The 18,661-nt window shown below is 62.3% G+C and carries 22 protein-coding genes; 11 read left to right on the top strand and 11 right to left on the bottom strand.

Going from position 1 to position 18,661, the window contains the following annotated elements; all coding sequences use genetic code 11:
• Positions 1–25: 25 nt before the first annotated feature.
• The 4 genes from V8Z65_RS16175 (at position 26) to V8Z65_RS16160 (ending at position 3,325) form a co-directional block, all read left to right on the top strand.
• A complete protein-coding gene (locus V8Z65_RS16175) occupies positions 26–736 on the top strand; it encodes a transglycosylase domain-containing protein (RefSeq protein WP_338721178.1) in 711 nt (236 codons plus the stop codon).
• A 151-nt stretch (positions 737–887) separates the two neighbouring features.
• Complete coding sequence (rpmF, locus tag V8Z65_RS16170; RefSeq protein WP_220304966.1) at positions 888–1,067, top strand: 50S ribosomal protein L32; 180 nt, start codon at positions 888–890, stop codon at positions 1,065–1,067.
• A 122-nt stretch (positions 1,068–1,189) separates the two neighbouring features.
• The gene (gene fumC / locus V8Z65_RS16165) at positions 1,190–2,590 is read left to right on the top strand and encodes a class II fumarate hydratase (RefSeq protein ID WP_338721177.1); all 1,401 of its coding nucleotides are present in this window, start codon (positions 1,190–1,192) and stop codon (positions 2,588–2,590) included.
• A gap of 3 nt (positions 2,591–2,593) precedes the next feature.
• The gene (locus V8Z65_RS16160) at positions 2,594–3,325 is read left to right on the top strand and encodes a phosphotransferase (protein ID WP_338721176.1); all 732 of its coding nucleotides are present in this window, start codon (positions 2,594–2,596) and stop codon (positions 3,323–3,325) included.
• Positions 3,326–3,343: 18 nt separating this feature from the next.
• Here the strand turns inward: V8Z65_RS16160 and V8Z65_RS16155 are convergent, their stop codons facing one another.
• The gene (locus V8Z65_RS16155) at positions 3,344–3,823 is read right to left on the bottom strand and encodes a VOC family protein (RefSeq protein ID WP_338721175.1); all 480 of its coding nucleotides are present in this window, start codon (positions 3,821–3,823) and stop codon (positions 3,344–3,346) included.
• A gap of 187 nt (positions 3,824–4,010) precedes the next feature.
• On the opposite strand from V8Z65_RS16155, the gene V8Z65_RS16150 reads away from it, so the two are divergent.
• On the top strand, positions 4,011–4,463 hold the full coding sequence (locus tag V8Z65_RS16150) for a hypothetical protein (protein ID WP_338721174.1): 453 nt from the start codon (positions 4,011–4,013) through the stop codon (positions 4,461–4,463).
• Positions 4,464–4,472: 9 nt separating this feature from the next.
• Here the strand turns inward: V8Z65_RS16150 and V8Z65_RS16145 are convergent, their stop codons facing one another.
• Both V8Z65_RS16145 and gloB read right to left on the bottom strand, forming a co-directional pair.
• Positions 4,473–4,733 carry a hypothetical protein gene (locus tag V8Z65_RS16145; protein ID WP_338721173.1) on the bottom strand — a complete coding sequence of 87 codons (261 nt, stop codon included), beginning with the start codon at positions 4,731–4,733 and terminating at the stop codon, positions 4,473–4,475.
• Positions 4,734–4,945: 212 nt separating this feature from the next.
• Positions 4,946–5,713: a hydroxyacylglutathione hydrolase gene (gloB, locus tag V8Z65_RS16140; protein ID WP_338721172.1), complete on the bottom strand. Its 768-nt coding sequence runs from the start codon at positions 5,711–5,713 to the stop codon at positions 4,946–4,948.
• 67 nt (positions 5,714–5,780) lie between these two features.
• On the opposite strand from gloB, the gene V8Z65_RS16135 reads away from it, so the two are divergent.
• From V8Z65_RS16135 to V8Z65_RS16125, 3 genes are all read left to right on the top strand, one after another.
• A complete protein-coding gene (locus V8Z65_RS16135) occupies positions 5,781–6,548 on the top strand; it encodes a class I SAM-dependent methyltransferase (protein WP_338721171.1) in 768 nt (255 codons plus the stop codon).
• A gap of 121 nt (positions 6,549–6,669) precedes the next feature.
• On the top strand, positions 6,670–7,755 hold the full coding sequence (hisC, locus tag V8Z65_RS16130) for a histidinol-phosphate transaminase (RefSeq protein ID WP_338724054.1): 1,086 nt from the start codon (positions 6,670–6,672) through the stop codon (positions 7,753–7,755).
• The gene (locus tag V8Z65_RS16125) at positions 7,752–8,723 is read left to right on the top strand and encodes a prephenate/arogenate dehydrogenase family protein (RefSeq protein ID WP_338721170.1); all 972 of its coding nucleotides are present in this window, start codon (positions 7,752–7,754) and stop codon (positions 8,721–8,723) included. Before hisC ends, V8Z65_RS16125 begins: the two co-directional genes overlap by 4 nt.
• Positions 8,724–8,763: 40 nt before the next feature.
• Here V8Z65_RS16125 and V8Z65_RS16120 read toward each other — a convergent pair whose 3' ends face one another.
• A complete protein-coding gene (locus tag V8Z65_RS16120; RefSeq protein WP_338721169.1) occupies positions 8,764–9,735 on the bottom strand; it encodes a DUF2125 domain-containing protein in 972 nt (323 codons plus the stop codon).
• Between the two features lie 151 nt (positions 9,736–9,886).
• On the opposite strand from V8Z65_RS16120, the gene V8Z65_RS16115 reads away from it, so the two are divergent.
• Positions 9,887–10,471, top strand: coding sequence for a gamma-glutamylcyclotransferase (locus tag V8Z65_RS16115; protein WP_338721168.1), 585 nt, complete (start codon positions 9,887–9,889; stop codon positions 10,469–10,471).
• Here V8Z65_RS16115 and V8Z65_RS16110 read toward each other — a convergent pair.
• From V8Z65_RS16110 to ftsE, 4 genes are all read right to left on the bottom strand, one after another.
• A complete protein-coding gene (locus V8Z65_RS16110; protein ID WP_338721167.1) occupies positions 10,459–10,800 on the bottom strand; it encodes a hypothetical protein in 342 nt (113 codons plus the stop codon). The two genes, V8Z65_RS16115 and V8Z65_RS16110, sit on opposite strands and share 13 nt — an antisense overlap.
• A gap of 118 nt (positions 10,801–10,918) precedes the next feature.
• A complete protein-coding gene (locus tag V8Z65_RS16105; RefSeq protein ID WP_338721166.1) occupies positions 10,919–11,731 on the bottom strand; it encodes a lysophospholipid acyltransferase family protein in 813 nt (270 codons plus the stop codon).
• 33 nt (positions 11,732–11,764) lie between these two features.
• On the bottom strand, positions 11,765–12,694 hold the full coding sequence (locus tag V8Z65_RS16100) for an ABC transporter permease (RefSeq protein WP_338721165.1): 930 nt from the start codon (positions 12,692–12,694) through the stop codon (positions 11,765–11,767).
• Positions 12,687–13,349: a cell division ATP-binding protein FtsE gene (gene ftsE, locus V8Z65_RS16095; protein WP_338721164.1), complete on the bottom strand. Its 663-nt coding sequence runs from the start codon at positions 13,347–13,349 to the stop codon at positions 12,687–12,689. The genes V8Z65_RS16100 and ftsE overlap by 8 nt, the downstream gene beginning before the upstream one ends.
• Before the next feature lie 209 nt (positions 13,350–13,558).
• Between ftsE and V8Z65_RS16090 the strand changes: the two genes are divergently transcribed.
• Complete coding sequence (locus tag V8Z65_RS16090; protein WP_338721163.1) at positions 13,559–14,485, top strand: DUF3426 domain-containing protein; 927 nt, start codon at positions 13,559–13,561, stop codon at positions 14,483–14,485.
• A gap of 110 nt (positions 14,486–14,595) precedes the next feature.
• Positions 14,596–15,000: a response regulator gene (locus V8Z65_RS16085; protein ID WP_338721162.1), complete on the top strand. Its 405-nt coding sequence runs from the start codon at positions 14,596–14,598 to the stop codon at positions 14,998–15,000.
• 53 nt (positions 15,001–15,053) lie between these two features.
• On the opposite strand, the gene lysA is transcribed toward V8Z65_RS16085, so the two are convergent.
• The 3 genes from lysA to argH form a co-directional block, all read right to left on the bottom strand.
• Positions 15,054–16,310: a diaminopimelate decarboxylase gene (lysA, locus tag V8Z65_RS16080; RefSeq protein WP_338724053.1), complete on the bottom strand. Its 1,257-nt coding sequence runs from the start codon at positions 16,308–16,310 to the stop codon at positions 15,054–15,056.
• Positions 16,311–16,432: 122 nt separating this feature from the next.
• Positions 16,433–17,152: a gamma-glutamylcyclotransferase gene (locus V8Z65_RS16075; RefSeq protein WP_338721161.1), complete on the bottom strand. Its 720-nt coding sequence runs from the start codon at positions 17,150–17,152 to the stop codon at positions 16,433–16,435.
• Positions 17,153–17,203: 51 nt separating this feature from the next.
• The gene (gene argH, locus V8Z65_RS16070) at positions 17,204–18,652 is read right to left on the bottom strand and encodes an argininosuccinate lyase (RefSeq protein WP_338724051.1); all 1,449 of its coding nucleotides are present in this window, start codon (positions 18,650–18,652) and stop codon (positions 17,204–17,206) included.
• Between the last annotated feature and the right edge of the window lie 9 nt (positions 18,653–18,661).

The raw sequence follows: 18,661 nt of genomic DNA, 5'->3' as shown, positions 1-18,661 counted from the left end.
GCACGCGGCAATTCATGAAGGCCCCATGGCCCGGCGCAAGAAAACTCTTTGGCACTATCTTCGCATCCCTGTCGGCATTCTGGCCGTGCTTGTCGCCATTCCGCTGGTGCTGACACCGGTCTATCTCGTGGTTCAACCTGTTTCCGTGCCCATGCTGGCGCGTCTGCTCACCGGGCAGAGTGTGACGCGGGAATGGCGGGATATCGACGATATTTCCGATCGGTTGAAGGCCGCGGTCATCCTTTCCGAAGATGGTCAATTCTGCCGCCATTGGGGCGTCGATATCGCCGCTCTCCGCATCGAGATCGACAATTATCTCGCCGGGCGGGAGACGCGCGGCGCCTCGACGCTGACCATGCAGGTGGCGCGCAACCTTTTCCTCTGGAACCAGCAAAGCGCCGTGCGCAAGGCGCTCGAAGTGCCATTGGCCGCCTATATTGACCTGGTCATGCCAAAGCGCCGGATCATGGAGATCTATCTCAATATCGCTGAATGGGGGCCGGAGGGCGAATTCGGTGTTGCCGCCGGGGCGCTGCGGGCCTTCGGGCGCGAGCCGCAAAATCTCGACTGGCAGACAGCGAGCCTTCTCGCCGTTACCCTGCCCAATCCCATCCTGCGCAATCCGGCTCGGCCCAATGCGGGCCTCCTACGCCTTGCCGGCATCGTCGAGAACCGCGTACGCCAATATGGCGACCGGGCCGCTTGCGTCGGGCGGGATGGGCGGCTGGCTCTATGAAGGCCGAAAGACTCGGATTTGAAGGGGTATTGGCGCACAAAACCCTCTAGCCAAGCCGCTCTTTCTCCTCTATAGACCCCAGCAATCCTGACAGAGAGACCTCTCTGGGCCGCTTTGGCGGCACAATGAATTTGAATTCGGAGTACCGACCATGGCAGTGCCAAAACGCAAGACCTCGCCGATGAAGCGCGGTTTCCGTCGCTCGGCCGACGCGATTGCCAACCCGACCTATGTCGAAGACAAGGATTCGGGCGAGCTGCGCCGTCCGCATCACGTTGATCTCAAGACCGGCATGTATCGCGGCCGTCAGATCCTCGCGGCAAAGAAGTAAGCCGAAAGGCTGTTTGGCGCAGATGCGCTTTATCTGATATTCAGCGGCCGGCCCCCAAAAGGGTCGGCCGTTTTGTATTTCCGCCGCCTAGAGAAGCGGCCAAACCGGAGCTGAGGGCAAGGATGAGCACGCGCGTTGAATCGGACACTATGGGCCAGATCGAGGTTCCCAGTGACAAGTATTATGGCGCGCAGACCGCCCGGAGCCTCATGAATTTCGACATCGGCGGCGAAAAGATGCCGACCGAGATCATCACCGCTTTCGGCATCCTCAAGAAAGCGGCGGCGCTGGCCAATTTCAAGCTGGGGTTGATGGACGAAGCCACGCGCGACCTCGTCGTTGCCGCGGCCGATGAAGTCATTGCCGGCAAGCTCAGCGATCATTTCCCGCTGGTGGTCTGGCAGACCGGCTCGGGCACGCAGTCGAACATGAATGTCAACGAGGTCATTTCCAACCGCGCCATCGAAATGGCCGGTGGCACAATGGGGTCGAAAAAACCCGTCCATCCCAATGACCATGTCAATATGAGCCAGAGCTCCAATGACACCTATCCCACCGCGATGCACATTGCGGCGGTCGAGGCGGTGGAAGGCTATCTCTATGAGCGCGTGCTGCTGCTGCGCGACACATTGGCTGCCAAGTCCGAAGAATTCATGGATGTGGTCAAGATCGGCCGTACCCATTTGCAGGATGCAACGCCGCTGACCCTGGGCCAGGAAATCTCGGGCTGGGTGGCGCAGATCGATTATGCCCTGGCGGCCATCAAGGCGACCATGCCGCAATTGAAGGAACTGGCTCTGGGCGGCACTGCAGTCGGCACCGGGCTCAATGCCCATCCCGACTATGCCGTCACCGTCGCAGCCGAAATTGCTTCGCTCACCGGTCGCGACTTCAAGACCGGGCCGAACAAGTTCGCGCTGCTGGCCGGTCACGACGCCTTTGTGGGCACGTCGGGCGCGCTCAAGCAGCTTGCTGCTGCCTTTATGAAGATCGCCAATGACGTGCGATGGCTCGCCTCCGGCCCCCGTTCGGGCCTGGGCGAAATCACCATCCCGGAAAACGAGCCGGGCTCCTCGATCATGCCGGGCAAGGTCAACCCGACCCAGTCCGAAGCCATGACCATGGTTGTGGCCCAGGTCATGGGCAATGACGCGGCTATCGGCTTTGCCGCCAGCCAGGGCAATTTCGAGCTTAATGTCTTCAAGCCCGTCATTGCCTACAATTTCCTGCAGTCGGTGCGCCTGCTCGCCGATGCCGCCAAGTCGTTCAATGACAATTGCGCCGTGGGCATCGAACCGGACGCCAAGCGCATCAAGCAGCTTGTCGACCAGTCGCTAATGCTGGTGACCGCACTCAACCGCAAGATCGGCTACGACAATGCCGCCAAGATCGCCAAGACCGCCCACAAGAACGGCTCGACGCTCAAGGAAACCGCCATCGAACTGGGCCTGCTGACGGCGGAAGAATTCGACGCCGAGGTGAAGCCCGAGCAAATGGTCGGGCCTTTGAAGCTCAAGAAGTAGCCCATGGGCTGGGAGGCCCTCGGCCGCTGGGGCAGCGATGTCGTGCGCGTCGACCGCTTGGCGGGCGGGGTCGCGAATGATGTGTGGAGCCTGCGCGTCAATGGCCAATTGGCCGTTGGCCGGGTGGGGCAGCGGGGCGCCGCCGATCTCGGTTGGGAAACCGAGCTGATGCTGCATCTGTCGAGCAACGGCATGAGCGTGCCGTTGCCCATCCCCACGACCGATGGTGCGCTCTTTGCCGATGGTCTGGTCGTCATGACCTATGTCGAGGGTGTGTCTCCGCAAACTGCCGAAGACTGGAGCCGCGTCGCCGGTGCGCTGCGCCAGTTGCACGAGTTGACGCGGGACTGGCCACAGCGTCCCGGTTGGAAATCGTCCACCGACCTGCTGACGGACAATTCGGGCACGCGCATCAATCTCGACGCCATGCCAGCGGAGGCCGTCGAGAGATGCCGCGCGGCCTGGTCAAGGCTTGTCGGGCGCCCGCGCTCGGTGGTCCATGGCGATCCCAATCCGCGCAATATCCGCATTACGGCCGAGCGGGTGGGTTTCATCGATTGGGACGAGGCCCATGTCGATGTTTCGGACCTGGATCTCAATCTGCCGCACAATGCGGCCAGGTATGCGCCGGATATGCAAGATCTTGTTGGCCAGGCGTCGGCAGCCTGGGAGGCCGCCGTGTGCTGGCGTGATGCGCATGCTGAGGAGCAATTGGCGCTGGTGCGTCCCGTCTAGGGTGAACCTGCGGCGTTTTCAGCCCCTGACGGCCGCCTCGATTTTCGCCACGTCGATCTTTTTCATGTCCATCATGGCATCGAAGGCGCGCTTGCCTGCCTCGCCGCCGGCCTGCATGGCCTCGCTGAGGGCGCGTGGGGTGATCTGCCAGGAAATACCCCATTTGTCCTTGCACCAGCCGCACATGCTTTCCTCGCCGCCATTGCCGACAATGGCGTTCCAATAGCGGTCGGTTTCTGCCTGGTCCTCGGTGGCGATCTGCATGGAAAAGGCTTCGGTGTGCTTGAAGGCGGGGCCGCCATTGAGCCCGATGCAGGGAATGCCCATTACGGAGAATTCCACGGTCAGCACTGCACCGGCCTGGGTGGAGGGATTGTCACTTGGCGCCCGGTGCACAGCGGTGACGCGGGTATCGGGAAAGGTTGCCGCATAGAAATTGGCGGCCTCTTCGGCGCCGGTATCATACCAGATGCAGATTGTGTTCTTGGCATTGGCCATGGGTCGTCCTCCTATTGGCCCTAATGGGCCATCAATGTGCTGCCCCTTATTATTGGCAGCTATCGACGCGACGTTTGACGGGGCGCGGTTTGAACATGGCCGGCAATTTCCTTTGCCGGGGCGGCTGCTCTTCCGCCATTGCCAAAGCTCTGGCATGCTGCGCGCCACATTCGCGGAGGCCAGAGATATGAGCGAAACCGTCATCCTGCCCACAGGCCGCGCGCCGCGCCGTAAGGGCAATGGCTTTATCATCCCGCTGCTGATTGTGCCTTTCGTGCTCTATAATCTCGCTGTTTTCCTGTTTTTCGGCGGCAATCCGGTCAATTGGGGCGCGGGCCTGTTCGCCATTCCCATGCCCTCGGGCATGCCCTGGGCCATCACGGCTGGCGATTTCCTGCTCGTGATCGGCATTATCCTCTTGTTCTTCGAAGTGCTCAAATCCACCAATACGGCGCGCTCCTCGATCATCGAGCATATGCTGTCCATGCTGGTGTTTGTGGCGTTCCTGGTCGAATTCCTGCTGGTGGGCGCGGCCTCGAGCTCGGTCTTTTTCCTGCTCATGGTGATGAGCCTGATCGATGTGGTGGCAGGCTTCACCGTCTCGATCACCTCGGCCAGCCGCGATGTCTCGATGAGCTAGGCTGGCCTTCTAGGCCAAAACAGTCTTCCGATAGCCCTGCGGCATGCGCCGCTGGGTGAGGCGTGCCGTCTGTCCATAGGCGCCGACTGCGCCTTCATTGGTGCCCATGCGGCGGGTGCGCTGGGTGGGCATATGGGCGCGGGCGGCGATCAATTGGCTGACAAAGGCGGCTGTCGGGGCGCTGCGGGCCAGCGAGGGGCGCGGCCCGGCCGGGTCCTGCACCACGGGTAGATGGCAAGAAACTGTTTCGCTTTGTGCCAGATCGGACATTGCCTGTACCATTTCGGGTCGCCCTGTCCCGGAATGGAACAGAACATGCGACACCATACCCCAATAGGGGCAAGCGCCGTGCCAGATGGTAACACTTCGTTAACGAAGTTCGATCCGCAAAAGTGATCGGTTCACAGGCAATTCAATTCAAAGGGCCACCCGTTGCCGGGCGGCCCTTTGGCAATGTCAGCCTTCCTTGCTCGGGCGGGAGACTAGAAGTTGTCCTTGCCCTTGCGGATGGCGGCGAAAACCTCGGCGGGGTCCGCCCCTTCGAGGCCGTAGACCTTGGCCATTTCCGGCATATCGGCGCGGAGGAACGGATTGGCTTTTTTGTCCTCACCCAGATTGAAGGGGATGGTTGGCCGGCCCGCCGCGCGTAGCGCATCGACTTCGGCGGCGCGGGCCTTGAGCGCCGCATTGTCGGGGTCGATGGAAAGGGCAAAGCGGGCATTGGATTGGGTATATTCGTGACCGCAATAGACCAGGGTTTCGTCGGGCAGATCGCGCAGGCGCGTCAATCCCGCCCACATGGGTCCGGGCGTGCCCTCGAACATGCGCCCCACGCCGAGCGAAAACAGGGCATCGGCTGAGAACAGGTGCCCACCCTCGGCATCGTAAAACACCACGTGGCCCAGCGTATGGCCGGGCGTTGCCATCACGGCAAAGCGGCTTTCGCCAAGCTCGATGGTGTCACCATCGCCCACCAGCTCGTCGAGCCCTTCGATCTTGTCGGCCTCGTCGCGCGGGCCGACCACGCGCGCGCCAAAGGCGGACTTCAATTCGGCAATGGCCTCGACATGGTCGATGTGGTGATGGGTGATGAAAATGTCGGTCAGCGTCCAGCCGCGCTGGATGAGCGCCTCGCGGATGGGGCCGGCTTCGGGCGCGTCGATGGCAGCGGTGCGTCCGGAGGCCTGGTCATGCACCAGATAGCCGAAATTGTCGCTGCGGGCGGCGAATACGTCCACGATCAGGCCCATATTCTGTCTCCTTCGAATCCTTTGTGCCCGCAAGCTAGGGAGCGTCCGACGCAATGACAATGCCGCATTGGACAAGTTCATCGGCCTTTGGCACTGTCCGGTCATGACCAGCGATGTCGTCCGCCTTATCGGTTTTTACAAGTCCCCGCTCGGGCGCCTGTCGCGGGCGCTGGTGCGCGAACAGGTCATCGAACTTGCCGGCGATCTCAAGGGACGCAGGGTTCTGGGGCTGGGCTTTGCCACGCCCTATTTGCGCTTTGCGCTGGAGCCGGCCGAGCGGGTGCTGGCCTTCATGCCCGAGCGGCAGGGGGCCTCGGCCTGGCCGCGCGAGGGCCCGTCGCGCACCGTGTTGTGCGACCCGCTCGAAATGCCGCTCACAGACGCTGCCATTGATCTTACCATCGCCATTCATGCGCTCGAACATGTGGCCGATGCGGAAGAATTGATGCGCGAGCTGTGGCGGGTCACGGCGCCCAATGGGCATCTACTGCTGGTGGTGCCGCGGCGCCGGGGCATCTGGGCGCAGCGCGACAACACCCCTTTCGGGCAGGGGAATCCCTATTCGGGCGGCCAGCTCGACAAGCTGTTGCGCGACCATTCCTTCGTGCCCGAAGTCTGGCGCGATGCTCTGTTCCTGCCGCCATTCCAGTCGCGCCTGGTGCTCAAATATCCGCGCTTTTTCGAGGGGTTCGGACGCATGCTCGGTCCGGCCATGAGCGGGGTCATCTGCATCCGCGCGCGCAAGGAGGCTTTCCCCGCCGTGCCGCGCCGCAAGCGCGCCGAGCGCTATGTCAGATTGCCAGGGATGAGCACGGCCACGGCGCGCAGCGGATAAGATCTCGCCCAGTTCGATGCGATTTGGCCGGCAGTCGCCTCGAAGCCTTTGCCATTACGTCTTGATTTCACTATGGTCCGCCCGGCTTTTCCTGCCGGTTAGAAATCGTCTCATGTCCGATATAAAGCGTCCCACGCCACAGCCTGGAATTCTTGATATTGCGCCCTATCTGCCGGGCAAGTCCGGCGCGCCGGGTAGCAAGACCGTCAAGCTTTCAGCGAATGAATCTCCGCTTGGCGCCAGCCCCAAGGCGATGGCGGCTTTCGCGGAGGCTGCCGCGCATCTGGAAATCTATCCCGAAGGCTCTTCGCGCCTGTTGCGCAAGGCTTTGGGCGATGTGCATGGCGTGGACCCCAATGCCATTGTCTGCGGCAATGGCTCGGACGATCTGCTGCATCTCCTGGCCCAGACCTATCTGGGTGAAGGCGACGAGGCGGTGATGAACCGGTTCGGCTTTTCGGTCTATCCGATCATTACCAAGGCCGCTGGCGCCCAGATCGTCCTGGTCGAGGAAACCGACTACACCGCAAATGTCGATGCGCTTCTGGCCGCGGTGACGGAGCGGACCAAGGTGGTTTGGCTGGCCAATCCCAATAATCCCACCGGCACCTATCTCAGCACCAGCGAAGTCGAGCGCCTGCATGCGGGGCTGCGTCCCGATATCCTGCTGGTCATCGACAATGCCTATGCCGAATATGTCACCGCCGCCGATTTTGCGGTGGGGCTCGAGCTGGCCCTGAGCAAGGACAATGTCGTCATGGTGCGGACCTTCTCCAAAATGGGCCTGGCGGCAGCCCGCATCGGCTGGATGGTTGGGCCCGACCATATTGTCGATGCCATCAATCGCATTCGCGGCCCGTTCAATGTCAATCTGCCCGCGCAGATGGCCGGGGCCGCCGCTGCGCGCGACGCCGCGTTCAACGAGAAGCTCAAGGCGCATAATGCGCAATGGCGGGATTGGCTGACGGCAGAGCTTTCGGGCAATCGTATGCGTGTGGTGCCCAGCCAGGCCAATTTCGTCATGGTGTTGTTCGAGACGCCCGCTTTGGCGGCCAAGGCCTTCGAAACCCTGGCTCAGGCGGGTTATATCGTGCGCGAAATCGGCGCTTCCTATGGCATCGACAATGGGCTGCGCATTTCCATCGGCTCGGAAGCGGCCATGCGCGGCGTGGCCGATGTGCTCAAATCCATGGATGACATTCAATGAGCGTGCATTTCCGCAAACTGGCGCTGGTCGGCATCGGCCTGATCGGTTCCTCAATTGCCCTGGCGGCCCGGCGACAAGGGCTGGTCGAGGTCATTTCCATCGCCACGCGGCGGCAGGAAACCCTCGATGAAGCTCGCGAACTGGGCCTGGGCGATATTTATACGCTCGATGCGGCCGAGGCGGTGCAGGGTGCCGATCTTGTCATCCTCTGCGCGCCAGTGGGGGCCTATGGCGCCCTGGCTGCGCAGATCGGCCCGCATCTCAAGCCCGGTGCGATTCTTTCCGATGTCGGTTCGGTCAAGGAACATGTGGTCAGGGTCGTCGGCCCGCATGTGCCAGAGGGCGTCAGCTTCATTCCCGGCCATCCCATTGCGGGCACCGAGCATTCAGGCCCCTCGGCCGGCTTTGCCGAGCTTTTTGCCGGGCGCTGGTGCGTGCTGACCCCCACCGATGGCGTGCCGCAGGCCGATACCGACAAGCTGGTTGCCTTCTGGCAGGCCATGGGGTCTGACGTTGAATGCATGGACGCGGCCCATCACGACATGGTTCTGGCCATTACCAGCCATATTCCGCATCTGGTCGCCTACAATATCGTAGGCACGGTGGCCGATCTCGAGGCGGCAACGCAGTCCGAAGTCATCAAGTTCTCGGCCTCGGGCTTTCGCGATTTCACTCGCATTGCCGCCTCCGACCCGGTCATGTGGCGCGATGTGTTCCTGACCAATAAGGATGCGGTTCTGGAAATGCTGGGCCGCTTCAGCGAGGACCTTTCCGTGCTGCAGCGCGCCGTGCGCAATGGCGATGGCGCCGCGCTGGAAGCCATGTTCACCCGCACCCGCGCCATCCGCCGCTCGATCATCGATGCGGGGCAGGAAACCGCCGCCCCCGATTTCGGTCGCCCGCATGAAAGCCCGCCCGTCCCGGACGTGCCCTTTGTCCGCGAACATGGCGGCGGGGACGATGCTTGAGCCCGTCCCATAGGGCAAATCTCCCCGGTGAGGAGAAGGGCTAGAACAGCGGCGCCAGCGCCGCGATCGGCACCAGGCCCGAGGACAGGCCGCCACCAGCAAAGTTGAGCTGGTTCTTGTGCCGGCCATCCTCGCCGGGCACGCCCAGCACCAGGGTGCGCCAGGGCTCCTCGATATAGGGGCCGATGCGCTCGGCGACGCCAAGCGAGTTGATGCTCAGCGTGCCGGTGGGATAGCCCTGCGCATCGAGCGCCAATTCGCCGCTGGCATCGAGGTCGGCACCGCCATCATTGGCGCGAATGCCCACAATGCGCAATTTGCCCCCGGCCTGCTGCCAATCGGGTAGCATGGGCCCCAGACCCCAATTGCGGATGTCGTCGGGCAGGGCTGTGACCTCCAGCTCCACCTCGGCATTGGTCTGGCTGAGGTCGATACCGGGGGCGGAAATATCGTCGGCGCGCAGATAGCCGGCAAGGGCCGCACGGCCGGTTTGCGGATCGTGCTGCTCGGGCATGTCGAGCAGATGCGCTTCGATATGCCCGGCCGAGGCGATCAGCGTGTCGCCGAACAACTGATCGGTCCAGGTGACGGCATTGGCAAGGATGGAGAAACGCGCGATCCGCCAGTTTTCGAGCCGCAGGCTGGCTTCGCTATCGGTCCAGTCGACCTCCTGGCGGGCCCCGGTGAATGCATCGGAAATGGCCAGGGGACCGGTGAGCGAACCCAGCAGGTGATTGGGCCGATAAACCATGGCGCTGACCCGCATATAGGGGATTTGCACCAGAAGGTCGCCCGAAACCAGCGCGGCATTGCTGCATTCGGCATCGAAGCGGAAGGGGAAGCCGCCAATAGCGAGATCGGTGCAGACCAGTTGCGGGGCAGTTTCGCCATCGGCAAGGGCCAGCACTTCGATCTGCTGGCGCAATTGGCCGGCAAAGAAGAACCAGGCCCCGGTCCAGGCCAGAACGAGGGTGAGGACGATGCCGCCCAGGATGATGATTCGTTTTTTCATGGCCTCTTCATATCCTTGCTGCGGTCTCGTCAGAAGCGGGTTTGCATCGCGCGTGGAAGACGCCACATATGCCCCCATTGCCAGACAGGCCTATCATGGTCTTGCCCGGCACATTCGGGGTCGATAGCCTAAGGGTGAAAGTGGTTGCGCTATGGCGAATAGGGAAGAGTTAGAGACGCCCGGCAATACGCATTGGGTTTTTGGCTATGGTTCGCTGATCTGGAATCCGGGCTTTGCCTATCTCAATGCGCAACAGGGGCTTTTGCGTGGCGCCCATCGTTCGCTGTCGATCATTTCCCACCATCATAGAGGCACCCCGGACGTCCCGGGCCTGGTCTTCGGGCTAACGCGGGGCGGTTCGTGCCGGGGCATGGCCTTCGAGGTGCCGAAAAGCGATTGGGCAGAGGTGCGGGCCTATCTCGATGCGCGAGAGCTGGTGACAGCGGTTTATCGCGATGTTTGGCGGCCGGTCACGCTGGCCGATGGGCAACGGGTCAAGGCGCTGACCTATGTGGTCGATGAAAGCCATGAGCAATTTGCCGGCCAGCTCAGCCTTGAGGCGCAATTGGCCATGATCCGGGCCGGGGTGGGCATATCGGGTCGCAATGTCGATTATGTGCTCAATACCGCCCAGCATCTGGTGCGGTTGGGCATCCGGGACCGGGCGCTCATGAAGCTTGCGCAGCAATTGGAGAGCGAGGCCAGGCCGGGCGGCGGCGAGGATCAGGCGGCCTGAGCGACCAGGCCAGGCGCGGGCGCCGCTTGTTCGAGGTCCCAGATGGTGGCGAGACGATTTTCAGGCGTGGCAAGGCTGAAGACATGGGTGGCGCAGTCGAGCGCCAGCCGGAACCGGCTGCGGCTCATCGGGTCGGCGACAAGATCCTGGGTCGAGCCGACCCAGAGCACATGCCTGCCTTTGGCAATGAGGTAGAGTTCTGCCTCTTCCATGGCGAAATGCTCAAGGCTGCGGGCCTCAAGGCCATAGTCGCGACCGGACCGGCCCTGCCAATGCACAAGGCCGGGCCGATATGGGTTCACCCTTTGCAACTCACCCGAAGGCATCATTGGACATTCCCCTGCGTCCCCAGAAGAAGAACAAAATTAGAACAAACTTTATCTATCGTCAAGCCCTGTCCGGACCCGGCACTACATCTATGGATGCGTTCGGGTTCCTGGTCAATATCTAGTGGTTTTTCTGCTGCGCCATAGCATCAAGGCGTTCTCGCAGACGGGCGTCGGGGGGGCGGCCGATACCCTGGTCCAAAGCCTCCAGCGTCAGCCTGGTGGATTCGGGTTCGATGGCCTGGGTCAGGCGCGCCATGAAGGTCTTGGCGTCAAGCCCGGGCTCGATGGGCGGCAGAAACTTTGCCCGCGCAGTGCCGGGCCAGATCACAAGGCTGTTGCGACCCCAGAAGAGACCGGAATTCAGCGCTACGGGCACGACCGGCACATTGAGTTCGGTATACATGCGCACAATGCCCTGGCGGTATTCGGCCGGCGCCAGAGACGCCTTTCGCGTGCCTTCGGGATAGATGACGATGCGGCAGCCCCGATCGATCGCGGCGCGGGCCTGGCCGATCATTTCGGGAATGGCCTGGGCGCCTTTTTGCCGGTCGATCTCGATGCAATCGAGCGAATGGGCGGCCCAGCCGAAAAAGGGGATGCGCATCAGCTCCTTCTTGGCGATATAGGCGGGGCGGCCAGTATGCGGGAAGATTGCGAAAATATCCCAGTCCGACTGGTGTTTGGAGGCGATGATGCAGCCGCCGGGTGGGATGTTTTCATCGCCTTCGACCTGGGTGCCCATGCCTGTCAGCAGGCGCAGGAAAACCACATTGGACCAGCACCAATAGCGGGCGATGGCCCAGCCAAAGCGCGTGCGTCCGAAGATGATGCCAATGCTGCCCGCAATGATGGCCAGGATGATCGTCTGGCCAATAAAGACGAGGTAAAACAGGGCGGTCCGTATCGCCTGAATTGCGGCCCTGATCGCCATATGCTCCCCCCGCTCAGCCGATTCTAGAAAGGTTCAGGATGCTTCGCTGAGATAGCGCCGAACCGTCAAGCGAGAGGTTATGGCCGTCAGCGCCGCAATGACAGGCACCACTGCCAGAACAAAGATGATGCCATCCCAGCCGAGCAGGAATTGGCCGAACAGCACGCCGACCTGGGCGGTGGCCTCGCTGGGCAATACGCTGCCCGCCGCCATGCCGATCAAAAGGAAGAACAGGATGGCCAGGAGAGCACCCAGAATGCCGCCCTGCGAGCCGATGGAGAGAAACCGCCCCTGGAATTCGCCCGCGATGAACTTGTTCGACGCGCCGATGAAGTGCAACACATCGACGATTTCGCGATTGGTGGCCATAGCCCCGCGGGTGGCGAAGATGATGGCAAGAACCGTGGCCACCCCGATCAGACAGAGAACCAATACCCCCGAAAGCACTACCGTGCCGGCCATGGTGTTGAGCTGCTGCCGCCAGGCAGCGTGGGTGTCGAGGCTAGCCCCATTAATGGCCCCCAGATTGCGCTGCAATTGCTCGATATCGGCCTCAGCCGGGTCGGATAGCTGGACGACGACCAGCCGCGGAATGGCGATGGCGGAAAGATCAAGGCCGGCCCCGAGCCAGGGTTCGAGCAGGGCCTGGCTTTCCTCGATGGTCAGGGCTCGCGCATTGGCGACGCCGGGCGTGGATTGGGCCAGCGACACGGCGGTTCGCAGATTGGACTCCATCACCTCGCCTTCGGCCGGGCGGATCTGGATGGTGAGTTCCCGTCCCACATCGGCTGACCAGGCAATGGCCGATTTCTGCACCAGCACGACGCCCCCAAGCGTTACGGCCGAGAGAAAGGCCATGATGGTCACGAGCAGCAGCAGGGTGCGGCCGGCAACGCTCTTTTCGGGCACGATGGGCGCGGCGCCGCCACGGCGCGGCAAAAGAGCGATCCATTGCCTAATCATGAATGGTCAACTCCCCCTTGTTCAGCACCATGCGCGGATAGGGGAAGCGGTCGAGCAGCGGCAATTCATGGGTGGCCAGGATGATGGTGGTTCCCAGGGTCCGGTTGAGCTCGGCGAACAGATGCACGAGGCGGCTCGAGAGATCAGGATCGACATTGCCGGTGGGCTCATCGGCCAGTAGCACTTTGGGCCGGGCGATAACGGCGCGGGCAATGGCGGCGCGCTGTTTTTCGCCACCCGAGAGCAGAGTGGGCAGGGCATGCATGCGTTCACCCAGCCCCACCCATTCGAGCAGTTCGATGACATTGGGGCGATATTCGCTCTCGGGCTGGCCGAGCACGCGCAGGGGCAGGGCGACATTTTCGAACGTGGTCAGATGATCGAGCAGCCGGAATTCCTGGAACACGATGCCGATATGCCGGCGCATCTGCAAAAGACTGTCCTGGTCGAGATTGCCCACATCCTCGCCGAACATGGTCACCTTGCCCCGGCTGGGCTTGTTGGAGAGCAGGAGCAGACGCAAAAGGCTGGTCTTGCCGGCGCCCGAGGGGCCGGTCAGGAAATGAAACGAGCCCGGTTCGATCGAAAAGGTCAGGTCTTTGAGTATTTCGGGGCCATTGCCATAGCGCAGGCCCACATCGGAAAACTCGATCAAGAACGGGCGCTCCCAGCTCATCGGATCAAAACGGCGGCACAAAGCGAATCAGCTTTGCGCCATCATAGCAGCGCGAACCCGCGCTTGCGGCATGGAGGGGTCATTGGCCGGGGGAAAGCGGCACAATTTTGATCGCTGGGGAGTTTGAGGAGTCTTAACCCCGCAGAGGATAGGGTCTGGGACCGTTCCGGGAGTTCGCACGCCCTCCGATGATCATCACCTGCCCGCATTGCCACACCAAGTATCAGGTGACCTATGAGGCCATTGGCTCTGCCGGTCGCAAGGTGCAATGCGCGCATTGTCATCAGGCCTGGACCCAGGATGGCAAGGCAACGCCGCCGCTCGAAGAGGCCGGAAGTGAGGCCCCGACGGCAGATGACAAGCTTTTTGATGCCATGGCCGAGGACGCTCTGGACGAGGTCATGAAGAGCGAGGAGAGCGCCGTGGCCGCCAGTAAAGGCCGGAATGCGGCCATCCCGCCCAAGGTGTCCTCGCCCTTGCCGGGCCTGGATGCGGCGGCGCTGCAGCAGCGGCAGGCGGCGTTTTCGCGCCGGCAACATGCCATGGTTTCGCGTCTGCCTCTGGCCCGCCTGCGTCGCGCGGCCCGTATCGGAAGCGTTTTGATGCTCGCTGGCCTATTGGGTGGCGCCTATTTCTGGCGCGTACCGATTGTGGAGCGCTATCCGGACCTGGCCGGACTTTATGAGGCGGTCGGGCTCGGGGTGAATGTGGTCGGGCTGGACTTTGTCGATCTTGAAACGCTCAAGACCCTGTCGGGTGGCAATGATGTGCTGACCGTTTCGGCGCAGATCGTTGGCCGATCCCGCACGCCGGTTGCGGTGCCGCCAGTGGTGGTCAGCCTGCTCGACGAAACCGGCCATGCCGTTTACGAGTGGAGCGTGGCGCCGCGGGTGCGGGACATGATGGCGGGCGAACGCGCCACATTCGACACCAGGCTGTCATTGCCGCCCAGCGAAGCGGTTCGGGTCAGGCTGAGTTTTGCCGGTCGCGGCGCGGCTCCAGAGCGCGGTGCTGCGGCCCCGGAGCCGCCCGCCCCTGAAGCGGATGTTTCAGCGCCTCACGAAACGCTCCCAGCTTCGGACCAGGCGCCGCCGCCGGTTTCAAACTCTCATTAGGGATCGCCGGCCTATGGATAAGGGAACGATCCGCACCATCTTATATTTTCACGTTTTGCCGGGGGCATGGCGGTGATCGCCGGCCCCGATTGAAGTTTAGGAGAGCGCCTATGGCCCGCGTCCTGGTTGCCGAAGACGATCCGTCCGTCCGTGCCTTTGTCGTCAGCGCTTTGACGATGAAGGGATATGAGGTGGTGGCGGAGGAGGATGGGGGCCTCGCCGCCGAAACCATCGATGCCGAAGGCGGGCGTTTTGACCTCATGCTCTCCGACATCAAGATGCCGGTGATGGATGGCATAGCGCTGGCCCTGCATGTCGGGGCGTCTTATCCGGACGTGACGATCCTGCTCATGACCGGCTTTGCCGACCAGCGCGAGCGCGCCCATGGGCTGGATGCGCTGATCTACGATGTCATCGCCAAGCCCTTTACCCTGGCAGACCTGCTGGCCAAGGTGGATGATGCACTGGCCGGAAGGCCGGTAGAGGTGGTGTCACTGGCGCGGCAATCGCTGTAATAGGGCGGTCCTCTCCTCATTTGGGAGAGGAATGAGGGGGCGGCGGCGCAGCCTCACACCCAGTCGGGCACGCTATCGAGGGCGATCAGGTCGTCGAGCGATTTGCGCGGGCGGATGACGTGCCAGCGGCTGCCATCAACCAGCACTTCGGGGATCAGGGGCCGCGAATTGTAGGTCGAGGCCATTACGGCGCCATAGGCCCCGGCGCTGATTACCGCAAGTAGGTCGCCTTCCTTGACGCCGGGAATAGTGCGTCCCTTGGCCAGATAATCGCCGGTTTCACAGACCGGGCCGACAATGTCGCCGGTGATGGGCGGCAGGTTGGATTGGTTGACCAGCTCGATATCGTGGTGGGCCTCGTAAAGGGTGGGGCGGATGAGATCGTTCATTGCCGCATCGACAATGATGAAATCGGCCTCGCCCTTTTTCACATATTCGACCTTGGTGACGAGAATACCGGCATTGCCCACCAAGAGGCGGCCCGGTTCAATCACCAGCGAGCAGCCCAATTGCCCGACCTTGTCGCGCACGACCGCAGCATAGGCTTCGGGATGCGGGGGCGCCTCCTGGTCGTGATTATAGGGGATGCCAAGCCCGCCCCCGACATCGATATGTTCGATGACGTGCCCGTCGGCCCTCAGCGATGTGACCAGTTCGGCCATCAGGCCAAAGGCATTGCCGAAGGGCTCGAGATCGGTGATCTGGGAGCCGATATGCATGTCGACACCCACCGCCTTGAGATTGGGCAGTTCGGCAATGCGGCGATAGACCTCGCGGGCGCGCTTATAGGAAATGCCGAACTTGTTCTCACTCTTGCCGGTCGAGATCTTGGCGTGGGTGCGGGCATCGACATCGGGATTGATGCGTACCGAAACCTTGGCGGTCAGGCCTATATCGGCCGCGACCATGGAGAGGCGCTCCAGTTCGGGCTCGCTTTCGACATTGAAGCATTTGATGCCGGCTTCGAGACCCCGCCGCATTTCCGCGACGGTCTTGGCCACGCCGGAAAAAACGATCTTTTCCGCAGCAATGCCGGCGGCCAGAGCGCGCTCCAGCTCGCCAAGCGAGACCACATCGGCGCCGCAACCTTCGGACGCCATCAGCTTGAGCACGGCCTGGTTGGAGTTGGCCTTCATGGCATAGGCGATCAGGGTCGGGATGCCATCAAAGGCTTCACGCACGACGCGGACATGGCGGCGCAGGGTCGCGCTGGAATAGACATAAAAGGGTGTGCCGACCTCGCGCGCCAGATCGTTGAGATTGACGTCCTCGGCAAAAAGCACGCCGTCCCGGTGTTGAAAGTGATGCACCACAATAAGCCCCGCTGGGTCGATACGGCCATGATGCCGTCACCCGAGGTGACGGGGATAGGTCGCGCTGTCCTTCGTTTCAGGCACCTCTAGAGCAGGTGGGGCGAAAACGAAAGCCAGACTTATCGATCCGCCTCATAAGCGGCCTCGATCCGTTCGGCGACCAGGTGCTGCAATCGCCAGAGATGGGGGTCGTGGATGCCCATCTGCTCGAGATGGTCGACCGTGGCGTGGAGATATTCGGCCATGGAGCCGCGCGTGCCGGTGGCGCGGGCCAGCACATCGGCGATTTCGGCCTCGTTGAGCCCGGCAACATAGCGGCCGGAAAAACGGTCGATACAGAAGGTCAGCGCCCGCACCGTCCGTTCGCCAGATCGTACCTTGACCCAGCGGGGCGGGAAGGCGGTGGGCAGCCAGCCCATTTCACGCTCGAAGAGCTTGGTGAGGCATTCGTCGCGCCGGTCGGGCGGAAGACGATAGAGGGCGCCCTTGCAGGCCCCGCCCCGATCGAGAGCCAGCATGAGGCCGGGATTGGTCTCGCTGCCGCGGAAGCGGGTGTTCCACCCCAGACAAAAGGCCCGGTGCCAGCCATGCAGCAGGCCGGTGCGCATTTCGACATAGTCGCAGGCCGGTTTCCAGATCAACGAACCATAGGCAAAGACCCAGGTTTCGTCGTGATGGTCGGGACCCTCGAAGAGCTGGGCAATGGTCGCCGCATGGTCTTCGGCCGTGGCCTCGCGCAGCCCCGGTGGCGGTGGGGGCAGGGCCTCAACGGTTTCGGCCGGCTGGAGATAGGCGACATGACGGGCGGTGAGGCGCATCTGTCGCGGTGTCGTGGCCATTGACGCAGTCCAAATCAATCCTTGCGCGGCAAGGCTATTGCGCCGGCCAAATTATGCAATACCGCCGTCGCCATGGCTGCCATGTTTCTTCGCCTTGAGCGGGCGCGGTTCGTGATGTTCACCAGTCAGCGCGGTTTTCCAGCGGGCGGCCTGGGCCAGCACATTGGCAGGCGCGGTGCCGCCATAGGAGGCGCGGGCGGCGACCGAGGCTTCGACGGTGAGCACTTTGTGGATGCGGCTATCGATGCGGTGATCGATGAGCTTGAAATCTTCGATGGTGAGACCTTCGAGGCCGCAATTTTTCTGCTCGGCCATGGAAACGATCTGCCCGGTAATGTGGTGGGCGTCACGGAAGGGAATGTTCAATTCGCGTACCAGCCAGTCGGCGACGTCGGTGGCCGTCGAAAAGCCTGCCGAGGCCGAGGCGTGCATTTTTTCGCGATTGGGCTGCATGTCGCTGACCATGCCGGTCATGGCGGCCAGCGACAGGGACAGGGCGTCGAGCGCGTCGAAGGCGACTTCCTTGTCTTCCTGCATGTCCTTGGAATAGGCCAGCGGCAGGCCCTTCATGACCACCAGAAGGGAATTGAGCGCCCCCAGAATGCGGCCGATCTTGGCGCGCACCAGTTCGGCAGCATCCGGATTGCGCTTTTGCGGCATGATCGAGGAGCCGGTGGTGAACTTGTCGGAGAGCTTGATGAAGCCGAACTGGGCCGAGGACCAGATCACCATTTCCTCGGCAAAGCGGCTCAAATGCATGGCGCAGATCGAAGCCGCTGCCAGGGTCTCGAGAATGAAGTCCCGGTCCGAGACGGCGTCGAGCGAGTTGGCCGTCGGACGGTCAAAACCCATGGCCTGTGCCGTCATGTCCCGGTCGATTGGATAGGGCGTGCCGGCCAGCGCGGCCGAGCCAAGCGGGCTTTCGTTGAGGCGGGCGCGGGCATCAGTCAGGCGACCGGCATCGCGGCCAAGCATTTCGACATAGGCGAGCAGATGGTGCCCTAAGGTCACCGGCTGGGCGTTCTGCAGATGGGTGAAGCCGGGCAGAATGGTCTCCGCCTCGTCCTCGGCGCGGGTCACAAGCGCCAGTTGCAGGGCTTTGACCTGGCCGACCAGGGTGTCGATATAGTCGCGCACATAGAGGCGGAAATCGGTGGCGACCTGGTCATTGCGGGAACGCGCAGTGTGCAGGCGTCCGGCGGCATCGCCGATCTTTTCGCGCAGGCGGCTCTCGACATTCATATGGATGTCTTCGAGTGCACGCGAGAATTTGAAATTGCCGCTCTCGATTTCGCCGAGCACCTCGTCTAGACCGCTGAGGATAGCGTCGCGGTCGGACTGCGTCAGAATGCCCGTTGCGGCGAGCATTGTGGCATGGGCCTTCGATCCGGCAATATCCTGGCGGTAAAGGCGCTGGTCGAAGCCGATGGAGGCATTGATTTCCTCCATAATGGCATCGGGCGCCTCGGCGAAACGGCCGCCCCACATCTTGTTGCTCAGAGCCTTGTC

The organism is Devosia sp. XK-2 (assembly GCF_037113415.1).
In the GTDB taxonomy this organism is placed as follows: domain Bacteria; phylum Pseudomonadota; class Alphaproteobacteria; order Rhizobiales; family Devosiaceae; genus Devosia.
The sequence above is the reverse complement of the archived record's forward strand: the minus strand, read 5'-3'. Positions and strand labels throughout refer to the sequence as shown.